The organism is Pantoea sp. SGAir0180 (genome assembly GCF_043546245.1).
On record NZ_CP028071.1, the window covers coordinates 850,551 to 875,173 of the forward strand.

General features: G+C 54.3%; 20 protein-coding genes. 13 read left to right on the forward strand and 7 right to left on the reverse strand.

Annotated elements, in window-relative coordinates; translation table 11 throughout:
• Positions 1 to 8: 8 nt before the first annotated feature.
• The 8 genes from nuoI to C1N58_RS04230 all read left to right on the forward strand — a co-directional run bounded on the left by nuoI (position 9) and on the right by C1N58_RS04230 (position 8,039).
• Positions 9 to 551 (forward strand): NADH-quinone oxidoreductase subunit NuoI, encoded by a 543-nt coding sequence (gene nuoI, locus C1N58_RS04195; protein WP_006120020.1) that lies wholly within the window; start codon positions 9 to 11, stop codon positions 549 to 551.
• Between the two features lie 10 nt (positions 552 to 561).
• On the forward strand, positions 562 to 1,113 hold the full coding sequence (gene nuoJ / locus C1N58_RS04200) for an NADH-quinone oxidoreductase subunit J (RefSeq protein ID WP_006120019.1): 552 nt from the start codon (positions 562 to 564) through the stop codon (positions 1,111 to 1,113).
• The gene (nuoK, locus tag C1N58_RS04205) at positions 1,110 to 1,412 is read left to right on the forward strand and encodes an NADH-quinone oxidoreductase subunit NuoK (protein WP_028724970.1); all 303 of its coding nucleotides are present in this window, start codon (positions 1,110 to 1,112) and stop codon (positions 1,410 to 1,412) included. Before nuoJ ends, nuoK begins: the two co-directional genes overlap by 4 nt.
• The gene (gene nuoL, locus C1N58_RS04210) at positions 1,409 to 3,244 is read left to right on the forward strand and encodes an NADH-quinone oxidoreductase subunit L (RefSeq protein ID WP_394564621.1); all 1,836 of its coding nucleotides are present in this window, start codon (positions 1,409 to 1,411) and stop codon (positions 3,242 to 3,244) included. The genes nuoK and nuoL overlap by 4 nt, the downstream gene beginning before the upstream one ends.
• Positions 3,245 to 3,453: 209 nt before the next feature.
• The gene (nuoM, locus tag C1N58_RS04215) at positions 3,454 to 4,974 is read left to right on the forward strand and encodes an NADH-quinone oxidoreductase subunit M (RefSeq protein WP_394564622.1); all 1,521 of its coding nucleotides are present in this window, start codon (positions 3,454 to 3,456) and stop codon (positions 4,972 to 4,974) included.
• A gap of 6 nt (positions 4,975 to 4,980) precedes the next feature.
• Positions 4,981 to 6,438 carry an NADH-quinone oxidoreductase subunit NuoN gene (gene nuoN, locus C1N58_RS04220; RefSeq protein WP_006120015.1) on the forward strand — a complete coding sequence of 486 codons (1,458 nt, stop codon included), beginning with the start codon at positions 4,981 to 4,983 and terminating at the stop codon, positions 6,436 to 6,438.
• A gap of 192 nt (positions 6,439 to 6,630) precedes the next feature.
• A complete protein-coding gene (locus C1N58_RS04225; RefSeq protein WP_394564623.1) occupies positions 6,631 to 7,536 on the forward strand; it encodes an alpha/beta hydrolase in 906 nt (301 codons plus the stop codon).
• 41 nt (positions 7,537 to 7,577) lie between these two features.
• The gene (locus tag C1N58_RS04230; RefSeq protein WP_054633423.1) at positions 7,578 to 8,039 is read left to right on the forward strand and encodes a GNAT family N-acetyltransferase; all 462 of its coding nucleotides are present in this window, start codon (positions 7,578 to 7,580) and stop codon (positions 8,037 to 8,039) included.
• Between the two features lie 122 nt (positions 8,040 to 8,161).
• On the opposite strand, the gene C1N58_RS04235 is transcribed toward C1N58_RS04230, so the two are convergent.
• The gene (locus C1N58_RS04235) at positions 8,162 to 9,820 is read right to left on the reverse strand and encodes a glucan biosynthesis protein D (protein ID WP_006120012.1); all 1,659 of its coding nucleotides are present in this window, start codon (positions 9,818 to 9,820) and stop codon (positions 8,162 to 8,164) included.
• Positions 9,821 to 10,152: 332 nt separating this feature from the next.
• On the opposite strand from C1N58_RS04235, the gene elaB reads away from it, so the two are divergent.
• Positions 10,153 to 10,464 carry a stress response protein ElaB gene (gene elaB, locus C1N58_RS04240; RefSeq protein ID WP_033740963.1) on the forward strand — a complete coding sequence of 104 codons (312 nt, stop codon included), beginning with the start codon at positions 10,153 to 10,155 and terminating at the stop codon, positions 10,462 to 10,464.
• Between the two features lie 170 nt (positions 10,465 to 10,634).
• Positions 10,635 to 11,831 (forward strand): nicotinamide mononucleotide deamidase-related protein YfaY, encoded by a 1,197-nt coding sequence (locus tag C1N58_RS04245; protein WP_054687646.1) that lies wholly within the window; start codon positions 10,635 to 10,637, stop codon positions 11,829 to 11,831.
• A gap of 74 nt (positions 11,832 to 11,905) precedes the next feature.
• Here the strand turns inward: C1N58_RS04245 and C1N58_RS04250 are convergent, their stop codons facing one another.
• Positions 11,906 to 12,493, reverse strand: coding sequence for a TetR/AcrR family transcriptional regulator (locus C1N58_RS04250; protein ID WP_006120009.1), 588 nt, complete (start codon positions 12,491 to 12,493; stop codon positions 11,906 to 11,908).
• 145 nt (positions 12,494 to 12,638) lie between these two features.
• Between C1N58_RS04250 and C1N58_RS04255 the strand changes: the two genes are divergently transcribed.
• Positions 12,639 to 13,028 (forward strand): RidA family protein, encoded by a 390-nt coding sequence (locus tag C1N58_RS04255; RefSeq protein ID WP_039339659.1) that lies wholly within the window; start codon positions 12,639 to 12,641, stop codon positions 13,026 to 13,028.
• A 71-nt stretch (positions 13,029 to 13,099) separates the two neighbouring features.
• Here the strand turns inward: C1N58_RS04255 and yfaE are convergent, their stop codons facing one another.
• From yfaE to ubiG, 4 genes are all read right to left on the reverse strand, one after another.
• A complete protein-coding gene (gene yfaE, locus C1N58_RS04260) occupies positions 13,100 to 13,360 on the reverse strand; it encodes a class I ribonucleotide reductase maintenance protein YfaE (RefSeq protein WP_006120007.1) in 261 nt (86 codons plus the stop codon).
• Positions 13,361 to 13,362: 2 nt separating this feature from the next.
• Entirely contained in the window at positions 13,363 to 14,493 is a 1,131-nt protein-coding gene (gene nrdB, locus C1N58_RS04265) for a class Ia ribonucleoside-diphosphate reductase subunit beta (RefSeq protein WP_006120006.1), read from the reverse strand.
• Positions 14,494 to 14,571: 78 nt separating this feature from the next.
• Entirely contained in the window at positions 14,572 to 16,857 is a 2,286-nt protein-coding gene (nrdA, locus tag C1N58_RS04270; RefSeq protein WP_033740614.1) for a class 1a ribonucleoside-diphosphate reductase subunit alpha, read from the reverse strand.
• Positions 16,858 to 17,313: 456 nt separating this feature from the next.
• Positions 17,314 to 18,042, reverse strand: a complete 729-nt coding sequence (gene ubiG, locus C1N58_RS04275) for a bifunctional 2-polyprenyl-6-hydroxyphenol methylase/3-demethylubiquinol 3-O-methyltransferase UbiG (RefSeq protein ID WP_033740611.1) — start codon at positions 18,040 to 18,042, stop codon at positions 17,314 to 17,316.
• Positions 18,043 to 18,218: 176 nt separating this feature from the next.
• Here ubiG and gyrA point away from each other — a divergent pair, with 176 nt between their 5' ends.
• Both gyrA and rcsC read left to right on the forward strand, forming a co-directional pair.
• Complete coding sequence (gene gyrA / locus C1N58_RS04280; RefSeq protein ID WP_033740609.1) at positions 18,219 to 20,861, forward strand: DNA topoisomerase (ATP-hydrolyzing) subunit A; 2,643 nt, start codon at positions 18,219 to 18,221, stop codon at positions 20,859 to 20,861.
• 221 nt (positions 20,862 to 21,082) lie between these two features.
• Complete coding sequence (gene rcsC, locus C1N58_RS04285; RefSeq protein WP_367143834.1) at positions 21,083 to 23,929, forward strand: two-component system sensor histidine kinase RcsC; 2,847 nt, start codon at positions 21,083 to 21,085, stop codon at positions 23,927 to 23,929.
• A 43-nt stretch (positions 23,930 to 23,972) separates the two neighbouring features.
• On the opposite strand, the gene rcsB is transcribed toward rcsC, so the two are convergent.
• Entirely contained in the window at positions 23,973 to 24,623 is a 651-nt protein-coding gene (rcsB, locus tag C1N58_RS04290; RefSeq protein WP_006120001.1) for a response regulator transcription factor RcsB, read from the reverse strand.

A 24,623-nucleotide genomic window follows, 5' to 3' on the forward strand; every position in this document is an offset into this window, starting at 1 on the left:
GGTAACAAATGACGTTAAAAGATATTGTCGTAGGCTTCGGCACGACAGTGCGCAGTATCTGGATGATTGGCATGCACGCCTTCGCGAAACGCGAAACCCAGATGTATCCAGAAGAGCCGGTCTACCTGCCACCGCGTTACCGTGGCCGTATTGTGTTGACCCGCGATCCTGATGGTGCAGAGCGTTGTGTTGCCTGTAACCTGTGTGCGGTAGCCTGTCCGGTAGGCTGTATTTCGCTGCAAAAAGCGGAAACCAAAGACGGCCGCTGGTATCCAGAGTTCTTCCGTATCAACTTCTCACGCTGCATTTTCTGCGGCCTGTGCGAAGAGGCCTGCCCAACTACCGCTATCCAGCTGACGCCGGATTTCGAACTGGGCGAGTTCAAGCGTCAGGATCTGGTATACGAAAAAGAAGACCTGTTGATCTCGGGGCCGGGTAAATATCCGGAGTACAACTTCTACCGTATGGCAGGTATGGCAATTGACGGTAAAGATAAGGGTGACGCAGAGAACGAAGCGAAACCTATCGACGTCAAAGGCTTACTACCTTAAGGAGCAGGGCATGGAATTTGCGTTTTATCTTTGCGGACTGGTGGCGGTGGTGACGACGTTGCGCGTGATCACCCACACTAATCCGGTACATGCGTTGCTGTACCTGATCGTTTCGCTGTTATCGGTGGCTGGCGTCTTCTTCTCTCTGGGTGCCTACTTTGCAGGTGCGCTGGAAATTATTGTGTATGCCGGCGCCATCATGGTGCTGTTCGTGTTCGTTGTGATGATGCTTAACCTGGGCAAAGCCACACAGAAACAGGAGCGTGAATGGTTAAGTCCGTCGTTGTGGATTGGTCCGGGCCTGGTTTCGTTGCTGCTGCTGGCAGTGATGATCTACGCCATCATGACGGCACATGACCAGGGCATTGACGGCAAAATTATCGATGCGAAAGCGGTGGGCATCAGTCTGTTTGGCCCGTATGTGCTGGCGGTTGAACTGGCATCAATGCTGCTGCTGGCCGGCCTGGTTGTGGCTTTCCACCTGGGCCGCGAAGAGCGCCAGGGCGAAGTCCTGAGCAACCGTTCAAACGATGCCGCGCAGGCGAATAAGGAGCAAGCATGATTCCCTTACAACATGGATTGATTCTGGCGGCAGTGCTGTTTGTGCTGGGACTGACCTCGCTGGTGTTGCGCCGTAATCTGCTGTTTATGCTGATAAGCCTGGAAATCATGATTAATGCCGCGGCGCTGGCGCTGGTTGTTGCAGGCAGCTACTGGGGACAGGCTGACGGTCAGGTGATGTATATTCTGGCTATCAGTCTCGCCGCAGCGGAAGCCAGTATTGGGCTGGCCCTGCTGCTTCAGCTCTATCGTCGTCGTCAGACGCTGAACATTGATACTGTGAGCGAGATGCGCGGATGAACCTTCTCTATTTAACTGTCTTATTTCCGCTAATCGGCTTTCTGCTGTTAGCGTTCTCCCGTGGCCGCTGGTCAGAAAACCTGTCCGCGACCGTGGGCATGGGATCGGTCGGGCTGGCTGCGCTCACCACGGTGTTTGTGGGTTTCGACTTCTTTGCTCACGGGCAGCAGGTCTTCACTCATGCGCTGTGGACCTGGATTCATGTCGGCAATTTTAATATTCAGGTCAATCTGACGCTGGATGGCCTGTCGCTCACCATGCTGTCGGTGGTGACCGGTGTCGGCTTCCTGATCCATATGTTCGCCTCGTGGTATATGCGTGGAGAAGAGGGATATTCACGCTTCTTCGCTTATACCAACCTGTTTATCGCCAGCATGGTTGTTCTGGTCCTGGCGGATAACCTGATGCTGATGTATCTGGGTTGGGAAGGGGTAGGGCTGTGCTCCTATCTTCTGATCGGCTTCTATTACAGCAATCCGGAAAACGGCAAGGCGGCGATGAAGGCATTCATCATCACGCGCGTCGGTGATGTCTTCCTGGCATTTGCGTTGTTCATCCTTTACAACGAACTGGGTACGCTCAACTTCCGCGAAATGGCGGAACTGGCTCCGGCACACTTTGCGGCGGACAACCATATGCTGCAATGGGCCACGCTGATGCTGTTGGGTGGCGCAGTAGGTAAGTCTGCGCAGCTGCCGCTTCAGACCTGGCTGGCCGATGCGATGGCAGGTCCAACGCCGGTTTCCGCGCTGATTCACGCCGCCACCATGGTGACGGCAGGGGTTTACCTGATTGCCCGCACCCACGGCCTGTTCCTGTTGACGCCTGAAGTGCTGCATCTGGTCGGCATTATCGGTGCGATTACGCTGGTACTGGCGGGTTTTGCTGCTCTGGTCCAGACGGATATCAAACGTGTACTGGCTTACTCCACCATGAGTCAGATCGGCTACATGTTCCTGGCGCTGGGCGTGCAGGCGTGGGATGCCGCCATTTTCCACCTGATGACCCATGCCTTCTTTAAAGCCTTGCTGTTCCTGTCCTCAGGTTCGGTTATCCTGGCCTGCCACCACGAGCAGAACATCTTTAAGATGGGCGGACTGCGTAAAAGCATCCCACTGGTGTACACCTGCTTCCTGGTCGGCGGTGCTGCCCTGGCCGCATTGCCGCTGATTACCGCCGGTTTCTACAGTAAAGATGAAATCCTGTTTGGTGCACTGGCGAACGGCCATCTGAACCTGATGGTCGCGGGTCTGGTAGGGGCGTTCCTGACCTCAATCTACACCTTCCGCATGATCTTTATCGTCTTCCACGGCGAAGAGAAAATCCATGCACACGCGGGCAAAGGCATTACCCATCATCTGCCACTGATTGTGTTGCTGGTGCTCTCAACGTTTGTGGGTGCATTAATTACCCCACCGCTGGCGGGCGTTTTACCGGCCAATGAGTTTGGTGAGAACGGTAAAGTCACGCTGGAGATCGCGTCCGGCCTGGTCGCGGTTGCGGGCATCGTTATCGCCGCTGCCCTCTGGCTGGGCAAGCGTCAGCTGGTCAGCAGCGTGGCCAACAGTGCGCCGGGCCGTTTCTTCGGCACCTGGTGGTTCGCCGCCTGGGGCTTTGACTGGCTCTACGACAAAGTCTTTGTCAAACCGTATCTGGGCATTGCGTGGTTGTTAAAACGCGATCCTTTTAACGGCCTGATGAACCTGCCTGCGTTGATTTCACGTATCGCCAATAAAGGTCTGGTGGTCAGTGAAAACGGGTATTTGCGCTGGTATGTCGCGTCGATGAGCGTTGGTGCCGTCGTTGTGCTGGCGCTGCTGCTGGTAATTTAAAGATTGATGAGCGGGTAGGTGTGAAAACTTACCCATTAAGAATGTCAAAGATTGTCTGATGTAAGGGCGTAATCGGCGCAGTCCGTTTTGCCACCGCCAGCGCACAGCAACCGGAGCGTACTGAAGTACGTGAGGATTGCGAGCACTGCCGGGGGCGAAACGGGTAAGTGAGATAGCCCGAGCCAGGACAAAAAAAAGGGAAGTATGCCGTGTTATTACCTTGGCTAATTTTCATACCCTTCTTCGGTGGTTTCGTCTGCTGGCTCACCGAGCGCTTCGGCGCGAAGGTGCCTCGCTGGATCGCACTGATCACCATGGGGCTGACGTTGGCGCTCTCGCTGCAACTCTGGTTGCAGGGGGGCTATTCACTGACGCAGGCAGCGGGTATTCCGCAGTGGCAATCGAGCTTCTCAGTACCCTGGATTCCCCGTTTCGGCATTAATTTCCATTTAGCGCTTGATGGCCTTTCGCTGTTAATGGTGGTGCTGACCGGACTGCTCGGCCTGATGGCAGTGCTGTGTTCCTGGAACGAAATTGAAAAGTATCAGGGCTTCTTTCATCTGAACCTGATGTGGATCCTGGGCGGCGTTATCGGCGTGTTCCTCGCCATTGACATGTTCCTGTTCTTCTTCTTCTGGGAAATGATGCTGGTGCCGATGTACTTCCTCATCGCGCTGTGGGGACATAAAGCATCGGACGGTAAAACCCGTATTACCGCCGCGACCAAATTCTTTATTTATACTCAGGCATCCGGTCTGGTGATGTTGATTGCTATTCTGGCGCTGGTGTTTGTTCACTACAACGCCACGGGCGTCTGGACGTTCAACTACGAGCAGTTGCTGAAGACGCCAATGTCGCACACCGTGGAGTACCTGCTGATGCTGGGCTTCTTCATCGCGTTTGCGGTGAAAATGCCGGTTGTCCCGCTTCATGGCTGGCTGCCTGATGCGCACAGTCAGGCTCCGACCGCAGGTTCAGTTGACCTGGCGGGTATCCTGCTGAAAACCGCCGCCTACGGCTTACTGCGCTTCAGCCTGCCGCTGTTTCCAAACGCCTCGGCAGAGTTTGCACCGATCGCGATGTGGTTAGGGATTATCGGGATTTTCTACGGTGCCTGGATGGCGTTCTCGCAGACGGATATCAAACGCCTGATTGCTTACACCTCGATTTCGCACATGGGCTTTGTCCTGATTGCGATTTACACCGGTAGCCAGTTGGCCTTCCAGGGCGCGGTTGTACAGATGATCGCGCACGGCCTGTCAGCAGCGGCGCTGTTTATCCTGTGCGGACAGCTTTACGAACGTCTGCATACCCGTGATATGCGTCAGATGGGCGGTTTGTGGTCGCGCATCAAATGGATTCCAGGGTTATCCCTGTTCTTTGCTGTCGCCAATCTGGGTATGCCAGGTACGGGTAACTTCGTCGGGGAATTCATGATCCTGACCGGCAGTTTCCAGATCGTTCCGGTCATTATCGTGATTGCGACCTTTGGCCTGGTTTTCGCCTCGGTCTATTCGCTGGTGATGATGCAACGTGCCTACTACGGTGAAGCGAAATCGAAAGATCTGCTGCCGGGCATGTCGGCGCGTGAATTCCTGACCATTGGGGTGCTCGTGGTCCTGCTGGTGCTGCTGGGTGTTTATCCTCAGCCGATTCTGGATACCTCACATGCTGCAATGAGCAATATTCAGCAGTGGTTTACCGCTTCAATTTCAACTACAAGGCCGTAATTCGCCATGACAATAACTCCTCAACAATTGATCGCGTTGCTGCCGCTGTTAATCGTCGGATTGACGGTGGTGGTTGTGATGCTGTCCATTGCCTGGCGACGCAACCACTTTGTTAACGCCACGCTAACAGTGGTTGGCCTGAACCTGGCGCTGCTGTCACTGTATTTTGTCGGTCAGGTTGGCGCGATGGATGTCACGCCGCTGCTGCGTGTAGACGCGTATTCGATGTTCTATACCGCCCTGGTGATGCTCGCCAGCCTGGCAACCTGTACTTTTGCCTATCCGTGGCTGGCCACGTTCCCGGACAACAAGGACGAGTTTTATCTGCTGGTTCTGATTGCTGCACTGGGCGGTATCGTGTTGTCAGCGTCTAACCACCTTGCATCACTGTTTATCGGGATTGAACTGCTGTCACTGCCGTTGTTTGGTTTGATTGGTTACGCCTTCCGTCAGAAACGTTCGCTGGAAGCGGCCCTGAAATACACCATCCTGTCGGCGGCGGCATCGTCTTTCCTGCTGTTTGGTATCGCGCTGATTTACGCTGACTCGGGCAACCTGGGCTTCGTCAGCCTGGGTAAAAGTCTGACGGACAGCATGATTCAGGAGCCGCTGCTGCTGGTCGGTCTGGGCATGTTGATTATCGGTCTGGGCTTTAAACTGTCACTGGTGCCATTCCATCTGTGGACGCCGGACGTTTATCAGGGCGCACCCGCACCGGTTTCTACTTTCCTTGCTACCGCCAGCAAAATTGCGATCTTCGGTGTTATCATGCGCCTGTTTATGTACGCGCCGGTGACCGACAGCGAAGCCGTACGGACGGTACTGGCCGTGATTGCCTTTGTCTCCATCCTGTTCGGTAACCTGATGGCGATTTCGCAAAGCAATATCAAGCGCCTGCTGGGTTACTCTTCCATTGCGCATCTGGGGTATCTGCTGGTCGCGCTGATTGCGGTGAAAGATCATCAGCTGTCGCTGGAAACCGCAGGGGTTTACCTGGCCGGTTACCTGTTCAGCAGCCTCGGCGCGTTTGGTGTGGTAAGCCTGATGTCCAGTCCTTATCGTGGCCCGGATGCCGATTCGCTTTACTCCTATCGCGGGCTGTTCTGGCACCGTCCGATTCTGTCGGCCGTAATGACCGTGATGATGCTGTCGCTGGCGGGTATCCCCATGACGCTGGGCTTTATCGGTAAATTCTACGTGATTGCCTCTGGCGTGAGCGCCAACCTGTGGTGGTTGACCGGTGCGGTGGTGGTCGGCAGTGCGATTGGTCTTTACTACTATCTGCGCGTTACCGTCAGTCTTTATCTCAGCCCGCCTGAATTGCTGAGCCGCGATACGCCAGCCAACTGGGCCTTCACCGCCGGTGGCGTGGTTGTCTTGATCTCCGCGATTCTGGTGTTGGTGCTGGGCGTTTATCCGCAGCCGTTAATCAGACTGGTGCAGATGGCCCAGCCGCTGATGTAATGTCACGCTGTTGCGATCAATCAGGCCTTCGGGCCTGATTTTTTTGTCTGAAAATCGACACAGGTGATTTTTGCATAGCCTTCGCAATATCACGTCGCGTCCGCTTTTCTCTTCGTTTTCATTCTGCATCTTCATTCTGTTTCCACAGTTTCGTGCTGAAATGGGGCGAACAGATAAGGGGGAGCATTGCTTATGGATCGCCGACATTTTCTGCTGGGGTGTACCGCAACGCTGCTGACGGCAAAAAGCACACTGTCATTCGCCGCGCAGGCCGCTGTCGCCCAAACCGTTATTCCCCTCTGGCCCGGCACGCCACCCGGCGGTGGCGGGCCAGAGGGGCCGGTTGAGACATCGCCTTCAGGCGCAGAGCGTCATATCGCCGTACCCACCTTAACCGTCTTACGACCGGGCATGGGGAACGGTCATGTTGTCCTGATCGCCGGCGGTGGCGGCTATAAACGGATAGAAATGGCAAAAGAAGCCTGGCCCGCGGCTCGCTGGTTAACGGCGCGCGGCTACACTGCGGCGATATTACGTTATCGTCTGCCGTCCGAACACTGGGGCGATGGTAACCGGGTTGCCCTGCAGGATGCGCTGCGTGCCCTGCAACTGGTCAAAGCACAGGCAACAGGGTTAACGGTGCTGGGGTTTTCGGCCGGTGCGCATTTGCTCGGGATGGCCATCAGCCCGATGGGTGCGCGCATGGGGGCGGTGACAGAGGCACAGGACAGCGCACCTGTTCAGGTTGACGGTGCCGCGCTGATTTATCCCGTCATTACGCTGGAAGCGCCTTATACGCACACATCCACTCACCGCGTTTTGCTGGGGGCGCATCCTACGGCGGCAGAAGAAGCCGCCTGGTCGGTGCAGAATACGGTGACAGCAGCATCACCGCCTTTTTTTCTGGTGCAGGCCGAAGATGACCCGATATCCGATCCCCACAACACGCTGATCATGGCGCGAGCCTGTCAGCAACATCACGTAAATGTGGAGATGATCCGCTACCCAACCGGCGGGCACGGTTTTGGTATGGGGAAACCCGGCACACCCACCATGGCCTGGCCTGCGCGTTATCAACACTGGCTGCAAAGCCGCTAGCAGGCTACAGTGAGGGGTCGGTTATTGAATGAGGATGAGACATGCATATCAGTTGGCTGGATCTGCACCAGCAGGCATTAAGCGTCCCGCAGCTTTATGCAGTACTGGCGTTGCGCTGTGAAGTCTTCGTAGTGGAGCAGCAGTGCGCCTATCTGGATGTGGATGGTCAGGATTTGCAGGGCGAGAATCGTCACCTCCTCGGCATGGCGCAGGATGACCTGCTGGCCTATGCGCGCATCCTGTCGCCCCGGCGCGCCGAGACAGAGGTAAAAATTGGGCGCGTCATCATCTCCAGCAAAGCCCGTGGCCTGAATTTAGGTAACCAGTTGATGATGCAGGCGATAGCCAGCTGTGAACAGCACTGGCCAGGGCATGCACAGTTTCTTTCTGCCCAGGCGCATCTTGCGGGGTTTTATCAGCGTCACGGTTTTGTCGCGGTCAGCGACAGCTACCTTGAGGACGGTATTCCCCATATTGATATGCGCAGAGCAGGGGGGAAATAAACCGCGCTAACGGCCTGACGGTTTTATTCCTCCCTCAGCCTGTCGCGTGTTCTTTTCACGTACGCAAAAAAAATGCATCCCGGCGCCAGGCATGAGATGCATTATGCCGTGAGATGGCCGTGTTAGCTGACGGTCATCTGGCGATCGTCAACGTATTTACGCTGGTCTGGCGGGGGCGGCACATACTGATAGAGCCACGTTTCGCTCAGCGTTTCGTCTTTGGTGCGCAGGAACAGACGCATCTCAACGGGTTGTACGCTGTCGCTGTCAGGATACCAGTCAAAGAGGATACGGTACCCTTTGATCGGCTCAACATACAGAATCTCAACCTGCTTAAAGGTGCCGGAGGACACGGTAATCACCGGTTCAATGCCCTTTGGTGCGGCGGCCTGCAAATCGCCGCCGATAAAGTCGACAGCAAAACGGCGGCACCACACATCCGGGAAGTGCTCGCCTGGCGCCCAGCCTTCGGGGAAGCCGCCGATGCCGGTGCGGGTTGCATCCACACGCGCCAGTTGGCTCTGTACGGGCGGCAGTGCGCTCCAGTAGAGTTTGTACGAAAAGCTGAACGCGTTGCCCGCTTTGATCGGTTCGGCGGGCTGCCAGAAGCAGACGATGTTATCGAGCGTTTCACCGGTCGTGGGGATTTCCATCAGGTTGATGGCACCTTTACCCCACTTACCAACCGGTTCCACCCACAGGCTTGGCCGTTTGTTATACCAGCCAATCACGTCCTGATAATTCTCAAAGTCATGATCAAGCTGAAGCAGACCAAAACCACGCGGGTTTTCATCTTCGTAGGCGTTGAACTGCAGACGCTGAGGGTTATTCAGCGGACGGGCAATCCATTCCCCTTTCCCGCTCCACATTGCCAGACGATCGGAGTCGTGAATCTGGGGATGGTAGGTGTTACACATCCGACGCTCGTTGGTGCCGCAGCTGAACATACTGGTCATCGGCGAAATGCCTAACTGACGAATATCCTTGCGGGCAAAGAGATGATTCTCAATGTCCATCACCACGCGTTCGGCTTCGCAGTGAATCACAAACTTGTATGCGCCGGTGATGCTGGCCCCATCCAGTAAGGCATAGCAGGTGAAGGTTGTGTCTTCGGCTTTCGGCGTTTCAAACCAGAACGCTGTAAAGTCCGGAAACTCTTCCTGGCCATTACTGAAAGTGTTAATGGCGACGCCACGCGCGGACAGGCCGTACTGGTAAGTATCATCGACAGCACGGAAGTAGCTGGCACCGAGAAAGGAGACGATATCGCGGCGGGCCAGTTCAGGTTTTTTAAAGGCACGGAAGCCCGCAAACCCCAGATCGGTTTTGCCTTCCAGCTGCTTAGTGTCGACTTTCGCATCGTTGTAGTTAAACAGCTCGGTGCGGAAGTGGATTTCGCGTGCCTCACGGCTGGCACTGTCGACGGAAAACATGCGGATGCGGCGTTTAAAGCCCATGCCGACGTGGAAAAACTGCACATCAAGCTCGCGATTCGGAATGTTGTTCCACAGCGAGTGATTAGCATCGTACTGAATATCGTTGTAAGCCTGCGGCGTCAGGTTAGCCAGCGTTTGCGGCAGCGGGCCCGGTGGACCACCCCACGGCTTTTTGGCCAGTGCGGCCGCGTTCTTTTTTAACTCGTCGAAATCGAAGCGCACTGCGATTCCGTCAGCAATGCCATCATCTGCCCAGGCGGATTGCGCGAATAGCGTTGATAAGCCTGTCATACCGCTCACCGCGGAGAAGGCCATTGACGCTTTCATAAACATTCTTCGATTCATGCCGGAGATCATTCCTTAGCTTTTCGAGTTTGTTGTGACTGTCGTGTCGAAGCACAGAGCCTGATTATTACAGGCAACAGCAGGGTACGACAGACGGCTTAGAGAAAAATTCAGTTCGCTGAAAATTTATCAGATAAATCAAATAAACGAAGCGAAATTGCTTTAAGCAAGTTATCTCTTACACTTCTTTGCGTAATCACAGCCTGCCATAAGTTGACGCGCGTGCGCTTTCCTTGCGCCGATTTTCAGGTGATTCCTGGTAAGGGGCCGCGCAAAGCCCTCATTTATGGCTATAGTTAACCAGGTGCATTGCAATTCACATGGAGGAAATGATGGTAAAACAGACTGAATCTTTCGACACGGGCTATGACGACGATATCGCACTGCTGACTGAAACGCTGGAAGAAGTGCTGAAGTCATCAGGTGATCCGGCCGATCAGAAATATATCGAACTGAAAACCAAAGCTGAACGCGCGCTGGAAGATGTTAAATCACGTGTCAGCCAGGCCTCGGATAGCTATTACTACCGTGCCAAACAGGCCGCGTACCGTGCTGATGATTACGTCCATGAAAAACCGTGGCAGGGCATTGGCATCGGTGCTACTGCAGGGCTGGTATTAGGCCTGCTGCTGGCGCGTCGCTAATCTCAATCGCCTAAAACGGGCAGGCGCTGTCCTGTCCGTTCTCCCTTTCTGGTTCTTCCGCACTTCTGTCACCTGCCTGAAAATGCCGTTACCCGGTTAATTCCTGCCCGCAGATTGTGTTTTGTTCAGGGGCTTTCTAAAGTAAAGCGACAGGCACAAGGAGAATGAATGTGATAAGAGTTGAAATGCTGTCCACGGGCGATGAAGTGTTACATGGACAAATCGTCGATACCAACGCCGCCTGGCTGGCTGATGTGTTATTTCAACACGGGCTGCCGATGACCAGCCGGACTACGGTGGGTGACGCAATGTCGTCGCTGGTGGAAACGCTAAAGGCCCGCAGTCTTGAGGCGGACGTGCTCATCGTGAATGGTGGACTGGGGCCAACCACTGACGACCTTAGCGCCCAGGCCGCGGCCAAAGCGAGCGGGGTAGGGCTGGTGATGCAGGAAGCCTGGCTGGAAACGATGGAAGCCTGGTTCGCCAGCCGCGGACGGGTTATGGCTGAGAGCAACCGTAAACAGGCAGAAATTCCCGCTAACGCCGAAATGCTGGATAACCCGGTCGGCACCGCCTGTGGCTTTGCACTGCAACTCAATCGCTGCTGGATGTTCTTTACGCCAGGCGTTCCCTCTGAATTCAAGGTGATGGTCGAACAACAAATCATTCCGCGTCTGAAAGCGAAGTTCGACCTGCCTGAACCGCCCGTTTGCCTGCGGCTGACCACCTTTGGCCGGGGAGAAAGCGACATTGCGAATGAACTTGAACCCTTGCCGCTGCCGGAGAACGTGCTGATGGGCTACCGTTCTTCCATGCCGATTATCGAAATCAAACTTACGGGGCCAGCCGAACAGCGCGTCGCGATGGAGCAGGTCTGGCAGCAGGTACGTTTGTTGCTGGCCGAGTGTACGATATTTGAAGGCACTGAGGGGCTGCCTGCACTGCTGGCGCGGGAACTGCATCAACGTCACTGGCGGCTGGCGATCAGCGAACAGTACACCGCAGGGTTACTTTACTGGCAACTGGCTTCGGCTGACGTGCCCCTGAGCGCCAGCGAAATTCTGCCGCAGCAGGACGAGAGTCTGGATGTTCAGGTCATGCGCACCCAGGCACTGGCGACGCGCTTGCAGACTCAGCTTGCCCTGTCCGTCGGCAGCCTGAGCGAAGACGCGATCTCTGTGGCGCTCCATACACCGGAAGCGACCTGGGGACAACGTGTTAAATTCAATAGTGGTCGTCACAACCTGGAAACCCGTCAGAAAGTGGTGGCGATGATGGCAATGAACATGCTGCGGCGCTGGTTACACGGCAGCGAGGTCAGCACAGGGCACGGCTGGATTGATGTGCTTGAAACTATTAAGCATTAAAAATACGGACCGGTGCCAAACGGCACCGACCGCCTTCTTTTCTGTTCCCCGCCTTTCCTCAACTAACACGCTGTTTAGCGCCGTAGCCCCGTCGCCAGCACGGTAAAGGTCGCCGTGACTTTAGCCAGCGTGGCCTGGGGCTCGGCGCTGGCGGCCACCCACAAGGCGGCAGTAAACGCCGCACCATTCAGCAAGCGGGCAGCGGCTTCAACATCCACGGGCTTCAGCACGCCGCTCGTGACCATCTCCTCCAGTGCATGCTGGGTTGCGGTCAGGCAGGCGTTCTGGCTGGGCCACAGGGAGGGATCGCCAAGAAAGGCCGGGCCATCCAGTAATACAATACGCTGCACTTCGGGGTCCAGCGCCATCTCGATATAGGCGATACCTTCCGCCAGCAACTGGTTCCAGCTGTCGCCCGCACTGGCCGCGCGCGCTTTTGCACGCTGGGCGATTTCACTGTCGACTTCCGCGACCACAGCGGCGAGAAGGCCACGTTTATCACCAAAATTGTGATAAAGCGCACCGCGCGTTAGACCAACGCTCGCCGTCAGCTCATCCATGGACGCGGCAGCAAACCCCTTTTCGGCAAAGGCTTTACGTGCGGCGGCAATCAGTTTAAGGCGATTTTCTTCCATTGTGACCGCACGAGGTCGTCCTGCCATGGTTCTCTCCTTTTCGTATACGTTGCGTATCTGAAATTGACATACGGGGCGTATGTGTGTTTTATTTCACATACGGGAAGTATATTAAATCATGTCGTCATGAGGCGCATGATTTCCTGATAACAACTCACCAGAGGGTAAAACAATGAGCAATCGTGAAGCAATTTTCCCGGCGGGCCGTCATGCGCTGTATGAAAGGCATGGCTATTCCGCTGCGATCCGCTCGGGCGACCTGCTGTTCGTCTCGGGTCAGGTTGGCAGTCGCACGGACGGATCGCCTGAACCGGATTTTGCTGCTCAGGTGCAACTGGCCTTTGAGAATCTGCGCCAGACACTGGCGGCGGCAGGCTGTTCGTTCGATGATCTTATTGATGTCACCACGTTTCATACCGACCCTGAAACGCAGTTCGCTACCATTATGGAAGTGAAAAAAGCGATATTTCCGCAGCCACCTTATCCTAACTGGACGGCGGTCGGCGTTAACTGGCTGGCAGGATTCGATTTTGAAATCAAAGTCATTGCCCGTATCCCCTGAGTCAGCACCCGGCGAAAAAAAACCGTCATTCGGTTGGGATGACGGTTTTTTTAAACGCTTTGGCTCAGCCACTAGAGTTCAAGCTCGATTTCACCTTTCGCCTTACAGCAGCAGGGCAGGATCTCCCCCTGTTCAATAAAGGCCAGCGGGGTTTCCGCGTAGTCGACCTCGCCGCGCAGTAACCGCATACGGCAGGAGCCGCAGTAACCTTCCCGGCACTGAAACTCCACGCACAGGTTGTTGGCTTCCAGCATGGTCAACAGATTAGGATGATCGTCTGCGCACTCCAGTCGGGTGCCGGAACTGCGCAGAATAACAACAGAACGGCTCATCGTTATAACTGGAAGTCGTCGAAGTCGTTTTCGCCCACTTCTGAATCAATCTGACCCACCAGGTAAGAACTGACTTCCACTTCCTGCGGGGCAACCTGAACGTTATCGGACACCAGCCAGGCGTTGATCCAGGGTATCGGGTTCGAGCGCGTTTCGAACGGCAGATCGAGGCCAACCGCCTGCATACGAATGTTGGTGATGTATTCGATATACTGGCACAGGATATCTTTGTTCAGACCGATCATGGAGCCGCCGCTGAACAGGTAATCTGCCCACTCTTTCTCCTGTAAGGCCGCTTTCTTAAACAGCTCGAAGCACTCTTCACGGCATTCGGCGGCAATTTCTTTCATTTCAGGATCGTCTTCACCGGTGCGCAGCAGATTCAGCATGTGCTGGGTGCCGGTCAGATGCAGAGCTTCGTCGCGTGCAATCAGCTTGATGATTTTGGCGTTGCCTTCCATCAGTTCTCGCTCAGCAAACGCAAAAGAGCAGGCAAAGCTGACGTAGAAGCGGATCGCTTCCAGCGCATTGACGCTCATCAGGCAAATATACAGCTGCTTTTTCAGCGCGCGCACATTAACCGTAATGGACTTACCATTGACCTGATGCGTACCTTCACCCAGCAAATGCCAGTAGTTAGTCATCTCAATCAGGTCATCGTAGTATTTAGAGATGTCCTGCGCACGCGCCAGAATCTGCTGGTTGGTGACGATATCGTCAAATACCACAGACGGATCGTTCACGATGTTGCGAATGATGTGGGTGTACGAGCGAGAGTGGATCGTTTCGGAGAACGCCCAGGTTTCGATCCAGGTTTCCAGTTCCGGAATCGAGATCAGCGGCAGCAGTGCCACGTTCGGGCTGCGTCCCTGAATCGAGTCCAGCAACGTCTGGTATTTCAGGTTGCTGATGAAGATATGCTTTTCATGATCGGGCAGGGCCTGGTAGTCGATGCGATCGCGTGAGACATCGACTTCTTCAGGACGCCAGAAGAACGAAAGCTGCTTTTCGATCAGTTTTTCAAAGATATCGTATTTCTGCTGGTCAAAGCGCGCCACGTTAACGGACTGACCGAAAAACATAGGCTCTTTCAGCTGGTCATTTTTGTTTTGTGAAAAAGTGGAGTAAGCCATAAAAAACTGTCCATGGTAGACGAGGCTCAGCACCGGCCTCGCGGAAAAATGTGGGCGGGAAAGGCTCCCGCCCGACCGTCAGATCTTACAGGCGCCGCTTTCGCAGCCATCATCCTGAATAGAAGGTGCCAGATCGTCCTGCGCATCTTCTGCACCATCACGGGTGTTTTGGTAGTAGAGCGTTTTCACGCCGAACTTGTAGGCGGTCAGCAGATCTTTCAGCAGTTGCTTCATCGGCACTTTGCCATTCGGGAAGCGCGACGGATCGTAGTTTGTATTTGACGAAATCGCCTGATCGATGAATTTCTGCATTACGCCAACCAGTTGCAGGTAGCCATCATTGGACGGCATATCCCACAGCAGTTCGTACTGATCTTTAAGACGCTCATATTCCGGCACCACCTGACGCAGGATACCGTCTTTAGATGCTTTAATACTGATATGGCCGCGCGGCGGTTCGATACCGTTGGTGGCGTTTGAAATCTGCGACGAGGTTTCAGACGGCATCAGGGCAGAAAGCGTCGAGTTGCGCAGGCCGTGGGTTTTAATCTGCTCGCGCAGGGTTTCCCAGTCCAGGTGCAGCGGCTCGTTGCAAATCGCATCCAGATCTTTCTTGTAGGTATCAATCGGCAGCACGCCCTGTGCATAGGTGGTTTCATTGAACCACGGGCAGGCGCCTTGCTCTTTAGCCAGCTCATTTGAGGCTTTCAGCAGGTAGTACTGAATGGCTTCAAAGGTTTTGTGCGTCAGGCCATTCGCGCTGCCGTCGGAGTAGCGCACGCCGTGCTTCGCCAGGTAGTAAGCAAAGTTAATGACGCCAATGCCCAGCGTACGACGACCCATCGCACCCCGTTGCGCGGCCGGAATCGGGTAATCCTGATAATCCAGCAGTGCATCCAGCGCGCGTACAGCCAGCGTGGCCAGCTCTTCCAGATCGTCCAGGCTGTCAATCGCACCAAGGTTAAATGCTGACAGCGTACAGAGCGCAATCTCACCGTTTTCGTCGTTGACGTCATTGAGCGGTTTAGTTGGCAGCGCAATTTCCAGACACAGGTTCGACTGGCGCACTGGCGCAATACTGGCGTCAAACGGGCTGTGTGTGTTGCAGTGGTCAACGTTCTGGATGTAGATACGGCCGGTAGAGGCGCGTTCCTGCATCATCAGCGAGAACAGATCCACCGCTTTCACACGCTGCTTACGAATGCTGCTGTCTTGTTCGTATTTGGTGTAAAGACGTTCAAATTCGTCCTGATCGGCAAAGAACGCATCGTACAGGCCAGGTACGTCTGACGGGCTAAACAGCGTGATGTCCTCGCCCTTCAGCAGGCGCTGGTACATCATTTTGTTGAGCTGCACACCGTAGTCCATGTGACGCACGCGGTTACCTTCCACACCACGGTTGTTTTTCAGGACTAACAGGCTTTCCACTTCCAGATGCCACATCGGATAGAACAGCGTTGCTGCGCCGCCACGGACGCCGCCCTGCGAACAGGATTTCACCGCCGTCTGGAAGTGCTTGTAGAACGGGATACAACCGGTATGGAAAGCTTCACCGCCGCGAATCGGGCTGCCCAGCGCGCGGATACGACCCGCGTTAATACCAATACCTGCGCGTTGTGAAACGTATTTCACAATAGCGCTGGAGGTCGCGTTGATGGAATCCAGGCTGTCGCCACATTCAATCAGGACACAGGAGCTGAACTGACGGGTTGGCGTTCGCACTCCCGACATGATTGGCGTCGGCAGGGAGATTTTAAACGTGGAAATCGCATCGTAGAAACGCTTGATGTAATCCATCCGGGTCGCACGCGGATAGCCTGAGAACAGGCAGGCCGCCACCAGAATGTACAGGAACTGGGCGCTTTCGTAGATCTCACCGGAGACGCGGTTCTGAACCAGATATTTGCCTTCCAGCTGTTTCACGGCCGCGTAGGAGAAATTCATGTCGCGCCAGTGGTCGATGAAGCCGTCCATCTGCTCGAACTCTTCACGGCTGTAGTCTTCCAGCAGATGGCGATCGTATTTACCCAGGTCAACCATCTTAACGACCTGATCGTACAGCGCGGGCGGCTCAAACTGGCCGTACGCTTTTTTACGCAGGTGGAAGATCGCCAGACGGGCGGCAAGGTACTGATAGTCAGGAGCATCGCGAGAAATAAGGTCTGCAGCGGCCTTGATGATCGTTTCATGGATGTCAGAGGTTTTGATGCCATCATAAAACTGAATGTGGGAACGCAGCTCTACCTGTGAAACCGACACATTGTTCAGCCCTTCAGCTGCCCAGTCGAGGACACGGTGAATTTTGTCGAGATCAATGCGCTCCTGGCGGCCATCGCGTTTAGTAACGAGCAGACTTTGGTTCATGTCGCGTTTTTACCTTTGCGTGAGTATCCAATAATTAAAAGAAATCCCGATTTATACACAGCATATTCATTGTGAATAATGTTGTGGATAAACACTACATCTTGGGGTTGTCGAAGATAAGTATAACAATATGGAGGCTTATTCTAGTATTTTGCTGGCGCTTAACAAGAGGAAAAAATGATGTCTGCGGGGGTTGTATTTTCTGCGGGTTTTCTTAGGCCGCGTCTCGTAAGGCCGCAGGTCTTGTCAACCAGTCTGAGAAAATATTGCGATTTATGATCGACCGCTGATTTTTCAAACATTGCGCGACTTTTTCCAGCATTGGTCTATGCGAAAGCCTGTTTTGAGCCATAGCCGTCGTGCCACAGGGCTTAATGCGTAGCGGCAGGGAGGATAGCGTTTTGTGATGACAGTGGGATGACAGCAGCGTGGGCAAAGCCGCACGCTGCACAGGAATTACGCCTCGCCGTGATGCGTGTGGATCATGTAGTTCACGTCCACACCTTTGCCCAGACGGAACCGATCGGTAAGCGGGTTGTAGTGCAGGCCCGTCATGTTGCGTTCACGCAGTGGGGTTTCATCCACCCAACCCAGCAGCTCAGAGGGACGGATAAATTTCTTCACATCATGCGTCCCACGCGGCACCATGCGCAGGACATATTCCGCACCGAAAATCGCCATCAGCCAGGCTTTGGGATTACGGTTAATGGTCGAGAAGAACACCTCGCCACCGGGTTTAACCAGCTGCGCGCAGGCGTGCACCACTGAACGTGGATCCGGCACGTGCTCAAGCATCTCCATGCAGGTCACCACATCGTACTGGCCTGCATGCTGGCTGGCATGCTCCTCGACCGTTTGTTGCACATAGTCGAGCGTCACGCCGCTCTCCAGCGCATGCAGTCGTGCCACCTCAAGTGGCTCCGCGCCCATATCCAGCCCGGTGACGATTGCACCTTCCCGGGCCATGCTTTCCGCCAGGATACCGCCACCACAGCCGACATCGAGCACTTTTTTACCGAACAGCCCGTGACTGTGTTGCGCAATGTAGCCCAGCCGCAGGGGATTAATACGGTGCAGCGGTTTAAATTCGCCCTCCAGATCCCACCAGCGCGAGGCAACGGCCTCGAACTTGGCAATTTCCTGTGCATCGACATTGTGCTGAGGGTTCTGTGGTTGTGCATTCATTGAATCGTGACTCCTGACAAAATGTGACATCAGTATAAACGCTTAACTTATCATGGCGCACCTTATCAACATGAGTAAAAGCACCTTAATAAGGTGGTTAACGTTCACCAGTGAATTGCGGTGTGATATACTTTCGCACCTTTAAAATCCGGGATTAGTAGAGGGATAGCGGCTCCATGAGCGACCTTGCGAGAGAAATTACACCGGTTAATATCGAAGAAGAGTTAAAAAATTCTTACCTCGATTACGCCATGTCGGTCATTGTTGGCCGAGCTTTACCCGATGTGCGTGATGGCCTGAAGCCAGTACATCGCCGCGTACTCTACGCGATGAGCGAACTGGGTAATGACTGGAACAAACCCTATAAAAAATCTGCCCGCGTCGTCGGTGACGTTATCGGTAAATATCACCCGCATGGTGATTCTGCCGTTTACGACACCATCGTACGTATGGCCCAGCCTTTCTCCCTGCGTTACATGCTGGTGGACGGTCAAGGCAACTTCGGATCCATCGACGGCGACTCCGCTGCGGCGATGCGTTATACCGAAGTGCGCATGTCTAAAATCGCCCACGACCTGTTAGCTGATCTGGAAAAAGAGACCGTTGACTTCGTACCGAACTACGACGGTACCGAGCAGATCCCTGAAGTTCTGCCCACCAAAATCCCTAACCTGCTGGTCAACGGATCGTCCGGTATTGCCGTCGGTATGGCCACCAACATTCCGCCGCATAACCTGCGCGAAGTGATTAACGGCTGCCTGGCTTATATTGAAGATGAAAACATCAGCGTTGAAGGGCTGATGGAACACATTCCGGGGCCTGATTTCCCGACGGCGGCCATTATCAACGGGCGTCGCGGCATTGAAGAAGCCTATCGCACCGGTCGCGGTAAAGTTTACATCCGTGCCCGTGGTGAAGTGGAAGTGGATGCCAAAACCGGACGTGAAACCATCGTCATTCACGAGCTGCCCTATCAGGTGAACAAAGCGCGCCTGATAGAGAAGATTGCCGAGCTGGTGAAAGAAAAGCGCGTCGAAGGAATCAGTGCGCTGCGCGATGAGTCTGATAAAGACGGCATGCGTATCGTCATTGAAATCAAGCGTGACGCCGTTGGTGAAGTGGTTCTCAATAACCTCTATTCCCTGACTCAGTTGCAGACCTCTTTCGGTATCAACATGGTCGCTCTCCATCAGGGCCAGCCGAAGATTATGGCGCTGAAGGAGATTCTCGAAGCCTTCGTTCGCCATCGCCGTGAAGTGGTGACACGCCGTACTATTTTCGAACTGCGCAAGGCGCGCGATCGGGCACATATCCTTGAAGGTCTGGCGATTGCGCTGGCTAACATCGATCCGATTATCGAACTGATTCGCCGCGCACCAACGCCAGCGGAAGCAAAAGCGGGTCTGATCTCGCAATCGTGGGCGCTGGGCAATGTGGCCGCGATGCTGGAACGTGCAGGCGACGATGCGGCCCGTCCAGAGTGGCTGGAAGCGCAGTTCGGTATCCGTGATGGTCAGTATTACCTGACAGAACAACAGGCGCAGGCCATTCTGGACTTACGTCTGCAGAAGCTGACCGGCCTTGAGCATGAGAAGCTGCTGGACGAGTACAAACAGCTGCTGGATCAGATTGCAGAATTACTGCACATCCTGTCCAGCTCAGAACGTCTGATGGAAGTCATTCGCGAAGAGCTTGAGCTGATGCGCGATCAGTTCGGCGACGACCGCCGCACTGAAATTACGGCTAACAGCGCCGACATCAACATCGAAGACCTGATCAATCAGGAAGATGTTGTGGTGACATTGTCGCATCAGGGCTATGTGAAATATCAGCCGCTGAGCGACTATGAAGCCCAGCGCCGTGGCGGTAAAGGCAAGTCTGCCGCCCGAATCAAAGAAGAAGACTTTATCGATCGTCTGCTGGTGGCGAATACCCACGACACGATCCTGTGCTTCTCCAGCCGTGGCCGGCTCTACTGGATGAAAGTCTACCAGTTGCCTGAAGCCAGCCGTGGTGCACGCGGGCGTCCTATCGTTAACCTGTTGCCGCTGGAAGCCAACGAACGTATTACGGCGATTCTGCCGGTACGTGAATACACCGAAGGCTTTAACATCTTCATGGCTACCGCCAGCGGGACCGTGAAGAAAACGGGTCTGCAGGAGTTTAGCCGCCCACGTAGCGCAGGCATTATCGCGATTAACCTGCGTGATGACGATGAGCTGATCGGTGTGGCGCTGACGAACGGTAACGATGAGGCGATGTTGTTCTCTGCGGCCGGTAAGGTGGTGCGCTTTGCAGAATCCGCGGTACGTGCCATGGGCCGAACGGCTTCGGGCGTACGGGGCATTAAGCTGGCGCAAAACGATCGCGTAGTTTCGCTGATCGTGCCGCGTGAAGAGGGCGCTATTCTTACGGTTACGCAGAACGGCTACGGTAAGCGTACCGCGAACAGTGAGTACCCGACCAAATCCCGTGCAACGCAGGGCGTGATTTCCATCAAAGTAACTGAGCGTAATGGCCCGGTTATTGGTGCGGTACAGGTTGTCGACAGCGATCAGATCATGATGATCACCGATGCCGGCACACTGGTAAGAACCCGTGTCTCCGAAGTCAGCATCGTGGGCCGTAATACTCAGGGTGTGATCCTGATTCGTACAGCCGAAGACGAGAATGTTGTCGGTCTGCAGCGCGTAGCGGAACCGGTGGAAGAAGAAGAGCTGGATGCTATCGATGGCAGCGTGGCGGAAGGGGACGATGATATCGTACCTGAAGTCGACAATGACGACGATGATGAACCGGCAGTGGACGACGACGAGTAAGTTACCCGTCGTACGTTAAACCGCAACGGCAGGTCAGGGGTAACCCGGCCTGCCGTTTTTTTTGGCTGTAAAGACAGCGAGAGGAGAGGTGGGCGGCAGGTCAAACATTCTCAAACTGCGCCCTGAGCCCGGAGTCGACTGGCTTTTTCGCTGCGATAAAGCTAGTGTATGAACATCAAAAATCCAACAATGCGACTAACCTTGCCACCTGCGAGTCACCTTTGAAATATCTAGTTTCTTTCCGCACGACGCTGCGCATTTCGCGCTATCTGTTTCGCGCGCTGGCACTGCTCATCTGGTTGCTGGGCGCTGTTCTGACGACGTTCTATATTATCAGCGTCCTGCATGACAAAGAGAACAAGGTACGTCAGGAGTTTGCCAGTAACTACGGCACCATTGACTGGTACGTCCGTCATTCTGCGGGCATGATGCGTGAACTCAAATATATTGCTGAAAACCGGCTCGCCAGACCTGCACCCATCGGTCAGTCCCAGGCGGACAATCTGATTCAGCCGCAGTTTATGCCGTTATATTCCGGTGACGACTGTGCCTCCATGAGCACCACCTGGCGCAACTCGCTTGATTCCTTAGGCAACTACATTAACTACTGGAAAAGCAATTTCGCCTCCTCCTACGAGCTGAACCGGGTCTTCCTGATTGGCGGCGATAACAGGTGCCTGGCTGACTTTACCGTCAGCAATAACAATAATAATGTCAGTCGCGATCGCAGTCTGAAGCTTCTGCGGGAAAACCTGCAGCGTTACCGTAACAGCCCGGAAGAGGACCAGCGTAATCCGGCTTACTGGGTGAGCAGCTCCGCTCAGCCTGGTGTAGGCAGCTTCTCTGTGGTGATGCCGGTCTATGTGGCCGATAAACTGCAGGCTTTGCTGGGCGTAGAGCAAAATATCCGCCTTGATGAATTTATCCAGCCCGGCAGCCTGCCGGTGACCGCGACCATAACCGACGAAAATTATACGCCGTTGCTGACGTCACGCCGGGGAGGCGTAGGTTTCTCGCTAAACGAATTACCCGACGATAAAACCTGGTTTGGTTATCTGGACGGTTATCGCCAGCTGGTGCTCAAGAAACCCTTACCGCCATCAGAACTCAATGTGATCTGGTCGGTGTCAACTGATGTCCTGGTCGATCAGCTCAGGCTCATGATGATTAACGCGGTGCTGCTCAATATCATGAGTGCGGTACTGCTGTTTACGCTGGCCTGGTTATTTGAGCGGCGCATGTTTTTGCCTGCGGAAGAGAATGCACACAGGCTGGAAGAGCATGAGCAGTTTAACCGTAAGATCGTGGCGTCAGCACCGGTCGGGATCTGTATTCTGCGCACCAGCGATGGCACCAACATTCTGAGCAATGAGCTGGCGCATAACTATCTTACGTTGCTGACGCAGGAAGACCGCAAGCGGTTAAATGAAATTATCGGCGGCCAACAGGTCAACTTTGTGGATGTCCTGACGGGCAGCAACACCAATCTGCAAATCAGCTTTGTGCATTCCCGATATCGCAATGAAAACGTCGCCATCTGCGTGCTGGTTGACGTGTCCGCGCGCGTTCGTATGGAGCAGTCATTGCAGGAGATGGCGCATGCCGCTGAACAGGCCAGCCAGTCGAAATCGATGTTTCTGGCCACGGTCAGCCATGAACTGCGCACGCCGTTATACGGCATTATTGGTAATCTGGATTTATTACAGACACGACAGTTGCCCAGCGGTATCGACTCGCTGGTCACCGCCATGAACAACTCCTCCAGTCTGCTGTTAAAAATCATCAGCGATATTCTCGATTTCTCGAAAATCGAGTCGGAACAGTTAAAGATTGAACCGCGTCCTTTCTCCCCGCGTGAAGTGATTACCCATATTGTCGGTAACTATCTGTCGCTGGTGGTGAAAAAACGCCTGACACTGTACTGCTATATTGAACACGATGTTCCGCAGTTCCTCGATGGCGATCCCCTGCGTCTGCAACAGGTGATTTCTAACCTGCTCAATAATGCGATCAAATTTACGCATACCGGCTGCATTATCCTGCATGCATACGTCACCCAGGGCTATCTGGCCTTTCGTATGCGTGATACCGGCGTCGGGATTCCCGCAAAAGAGCTCACCCGGTTATTCGATCCGTTCTTCCAGGTCGGAAATGGCGTCCAGCGCAATTTCCAGGGCACCGGGCTGGGCCTGGCGATTTGTGAAAAGCTGATCAACATGATGGACGGTGATATTGAGGTGGAGTCAGAGCCGGGAATGGGAAGCCAGTTTATCGTGCGTATTCCCATCTACAATGGTAAGCAGCCGTCCATTCCACTGCTTGACGGGCTTCAGGATAAGAAAATCTGGCTGGCAATGCGCAATGAGTACCTGGCCCAGTATCTGGACAGGCTGTTGAAGCAACATGGCTTCCAGGTCGCCGATATGCTGGCAAACCCTGGCAGTGATGATGTGGTGTTAACCGACTATGCAATGGAGACATTCCCCCAGGTGCGTGCGGTTATCTCGTTTGACGGCGCGCATGTGGATATGCCGCGTGAGCCGCAGGCAGGGCGCTGGATCCACAGCACGGCAACCCTGCATGAACTGCCGACTTTACTGGCGCGTATTTACCGCATTGCCGTGGAAACCGAGAGCACGGACGCGCTTTCTCTGAGCGGGCCGGTCGAAGAGAAAATCCATAATGACGACATTATGGTGCTGATCGTTGACGATCATCCTATCAACCGCATGCTGCTGTCAGAGCAGCTTGGCACGCTGGGTTATCAGGTGAAAACCGCCCAGGACGGTGTTGACGCCTTAAATGTCTTAAGCCGTAATACAATTGATATTGTGCTGACCGACGTGAACATGCCCAATATGGACGGTTACCGTCTGACTCAGCGCCTGCGTCAGTTAGGGCATGTGTTCCCGGTGATAGGCGTCACGGCGAACGCGCTGGCCGAAGAAAAGCAGCGTTGTATGGACGCAGGGATGGACAACTGCTTGTCGAAGCCCGTGACGCTGGATGTGCTGAAATCAACGCTGGGTCTCTATGCGGAGCGGGTACGTAAAGCCCGGCAGGGATAAAAGAGAAGCGGAAGGAGGCGGTGCGAGTGCACCGCCTGAAAACTTACTCTTTGTCGATCTGGGTTGCGCTGACCGATGAAAGATAGTTGAGCAGGGCAATATCGTTATCCACACCCAACTTCATCATGGCCGATTTTTTCTGGCTACTGATGGTCTTAATACTGCGGTTCAGCTTCTTCGCAATTTCCGTTACCAGGAAGCCTTCAGCGAAGAGACGTAATACTTCGCTCTCTTTAGGCGAAAGACGCTTATCGCCATAACCGCCGGCACTGATTTTCTCCAGCAGTTTCGCCACGCTTTCCGGCGTATATTTCTTGCCTTTCTGCAGCGCAGCCAGCGCTTTAGGCAGATCGGTTGGCGCACCTTGCTTCAGAACGATACCTTCGATATCCAGATCCAGCACGGAGCTGAGGATGGCCGGGTTGTTGTTCATGGTCAGAACAATGATCGACAGATCAGGATAATGGCGTTTGATATATTTGATCAGCGTAATACCGTCACCATACTTTTCACCCGGCATAGAGAGGTCGGTGATCAGCACATTGGCATCAAGCTTGGACAGGTTGTTAATCAGTGCTGTTGAGTCTTCAAACTCACCCACAACGTTAACCCACTCAATTTGTTCCAGAGATTTTCGGATACCGAAAAGAACAATTGGGTGATCATCGGCAATAATTACATTCAGGTTATTCAT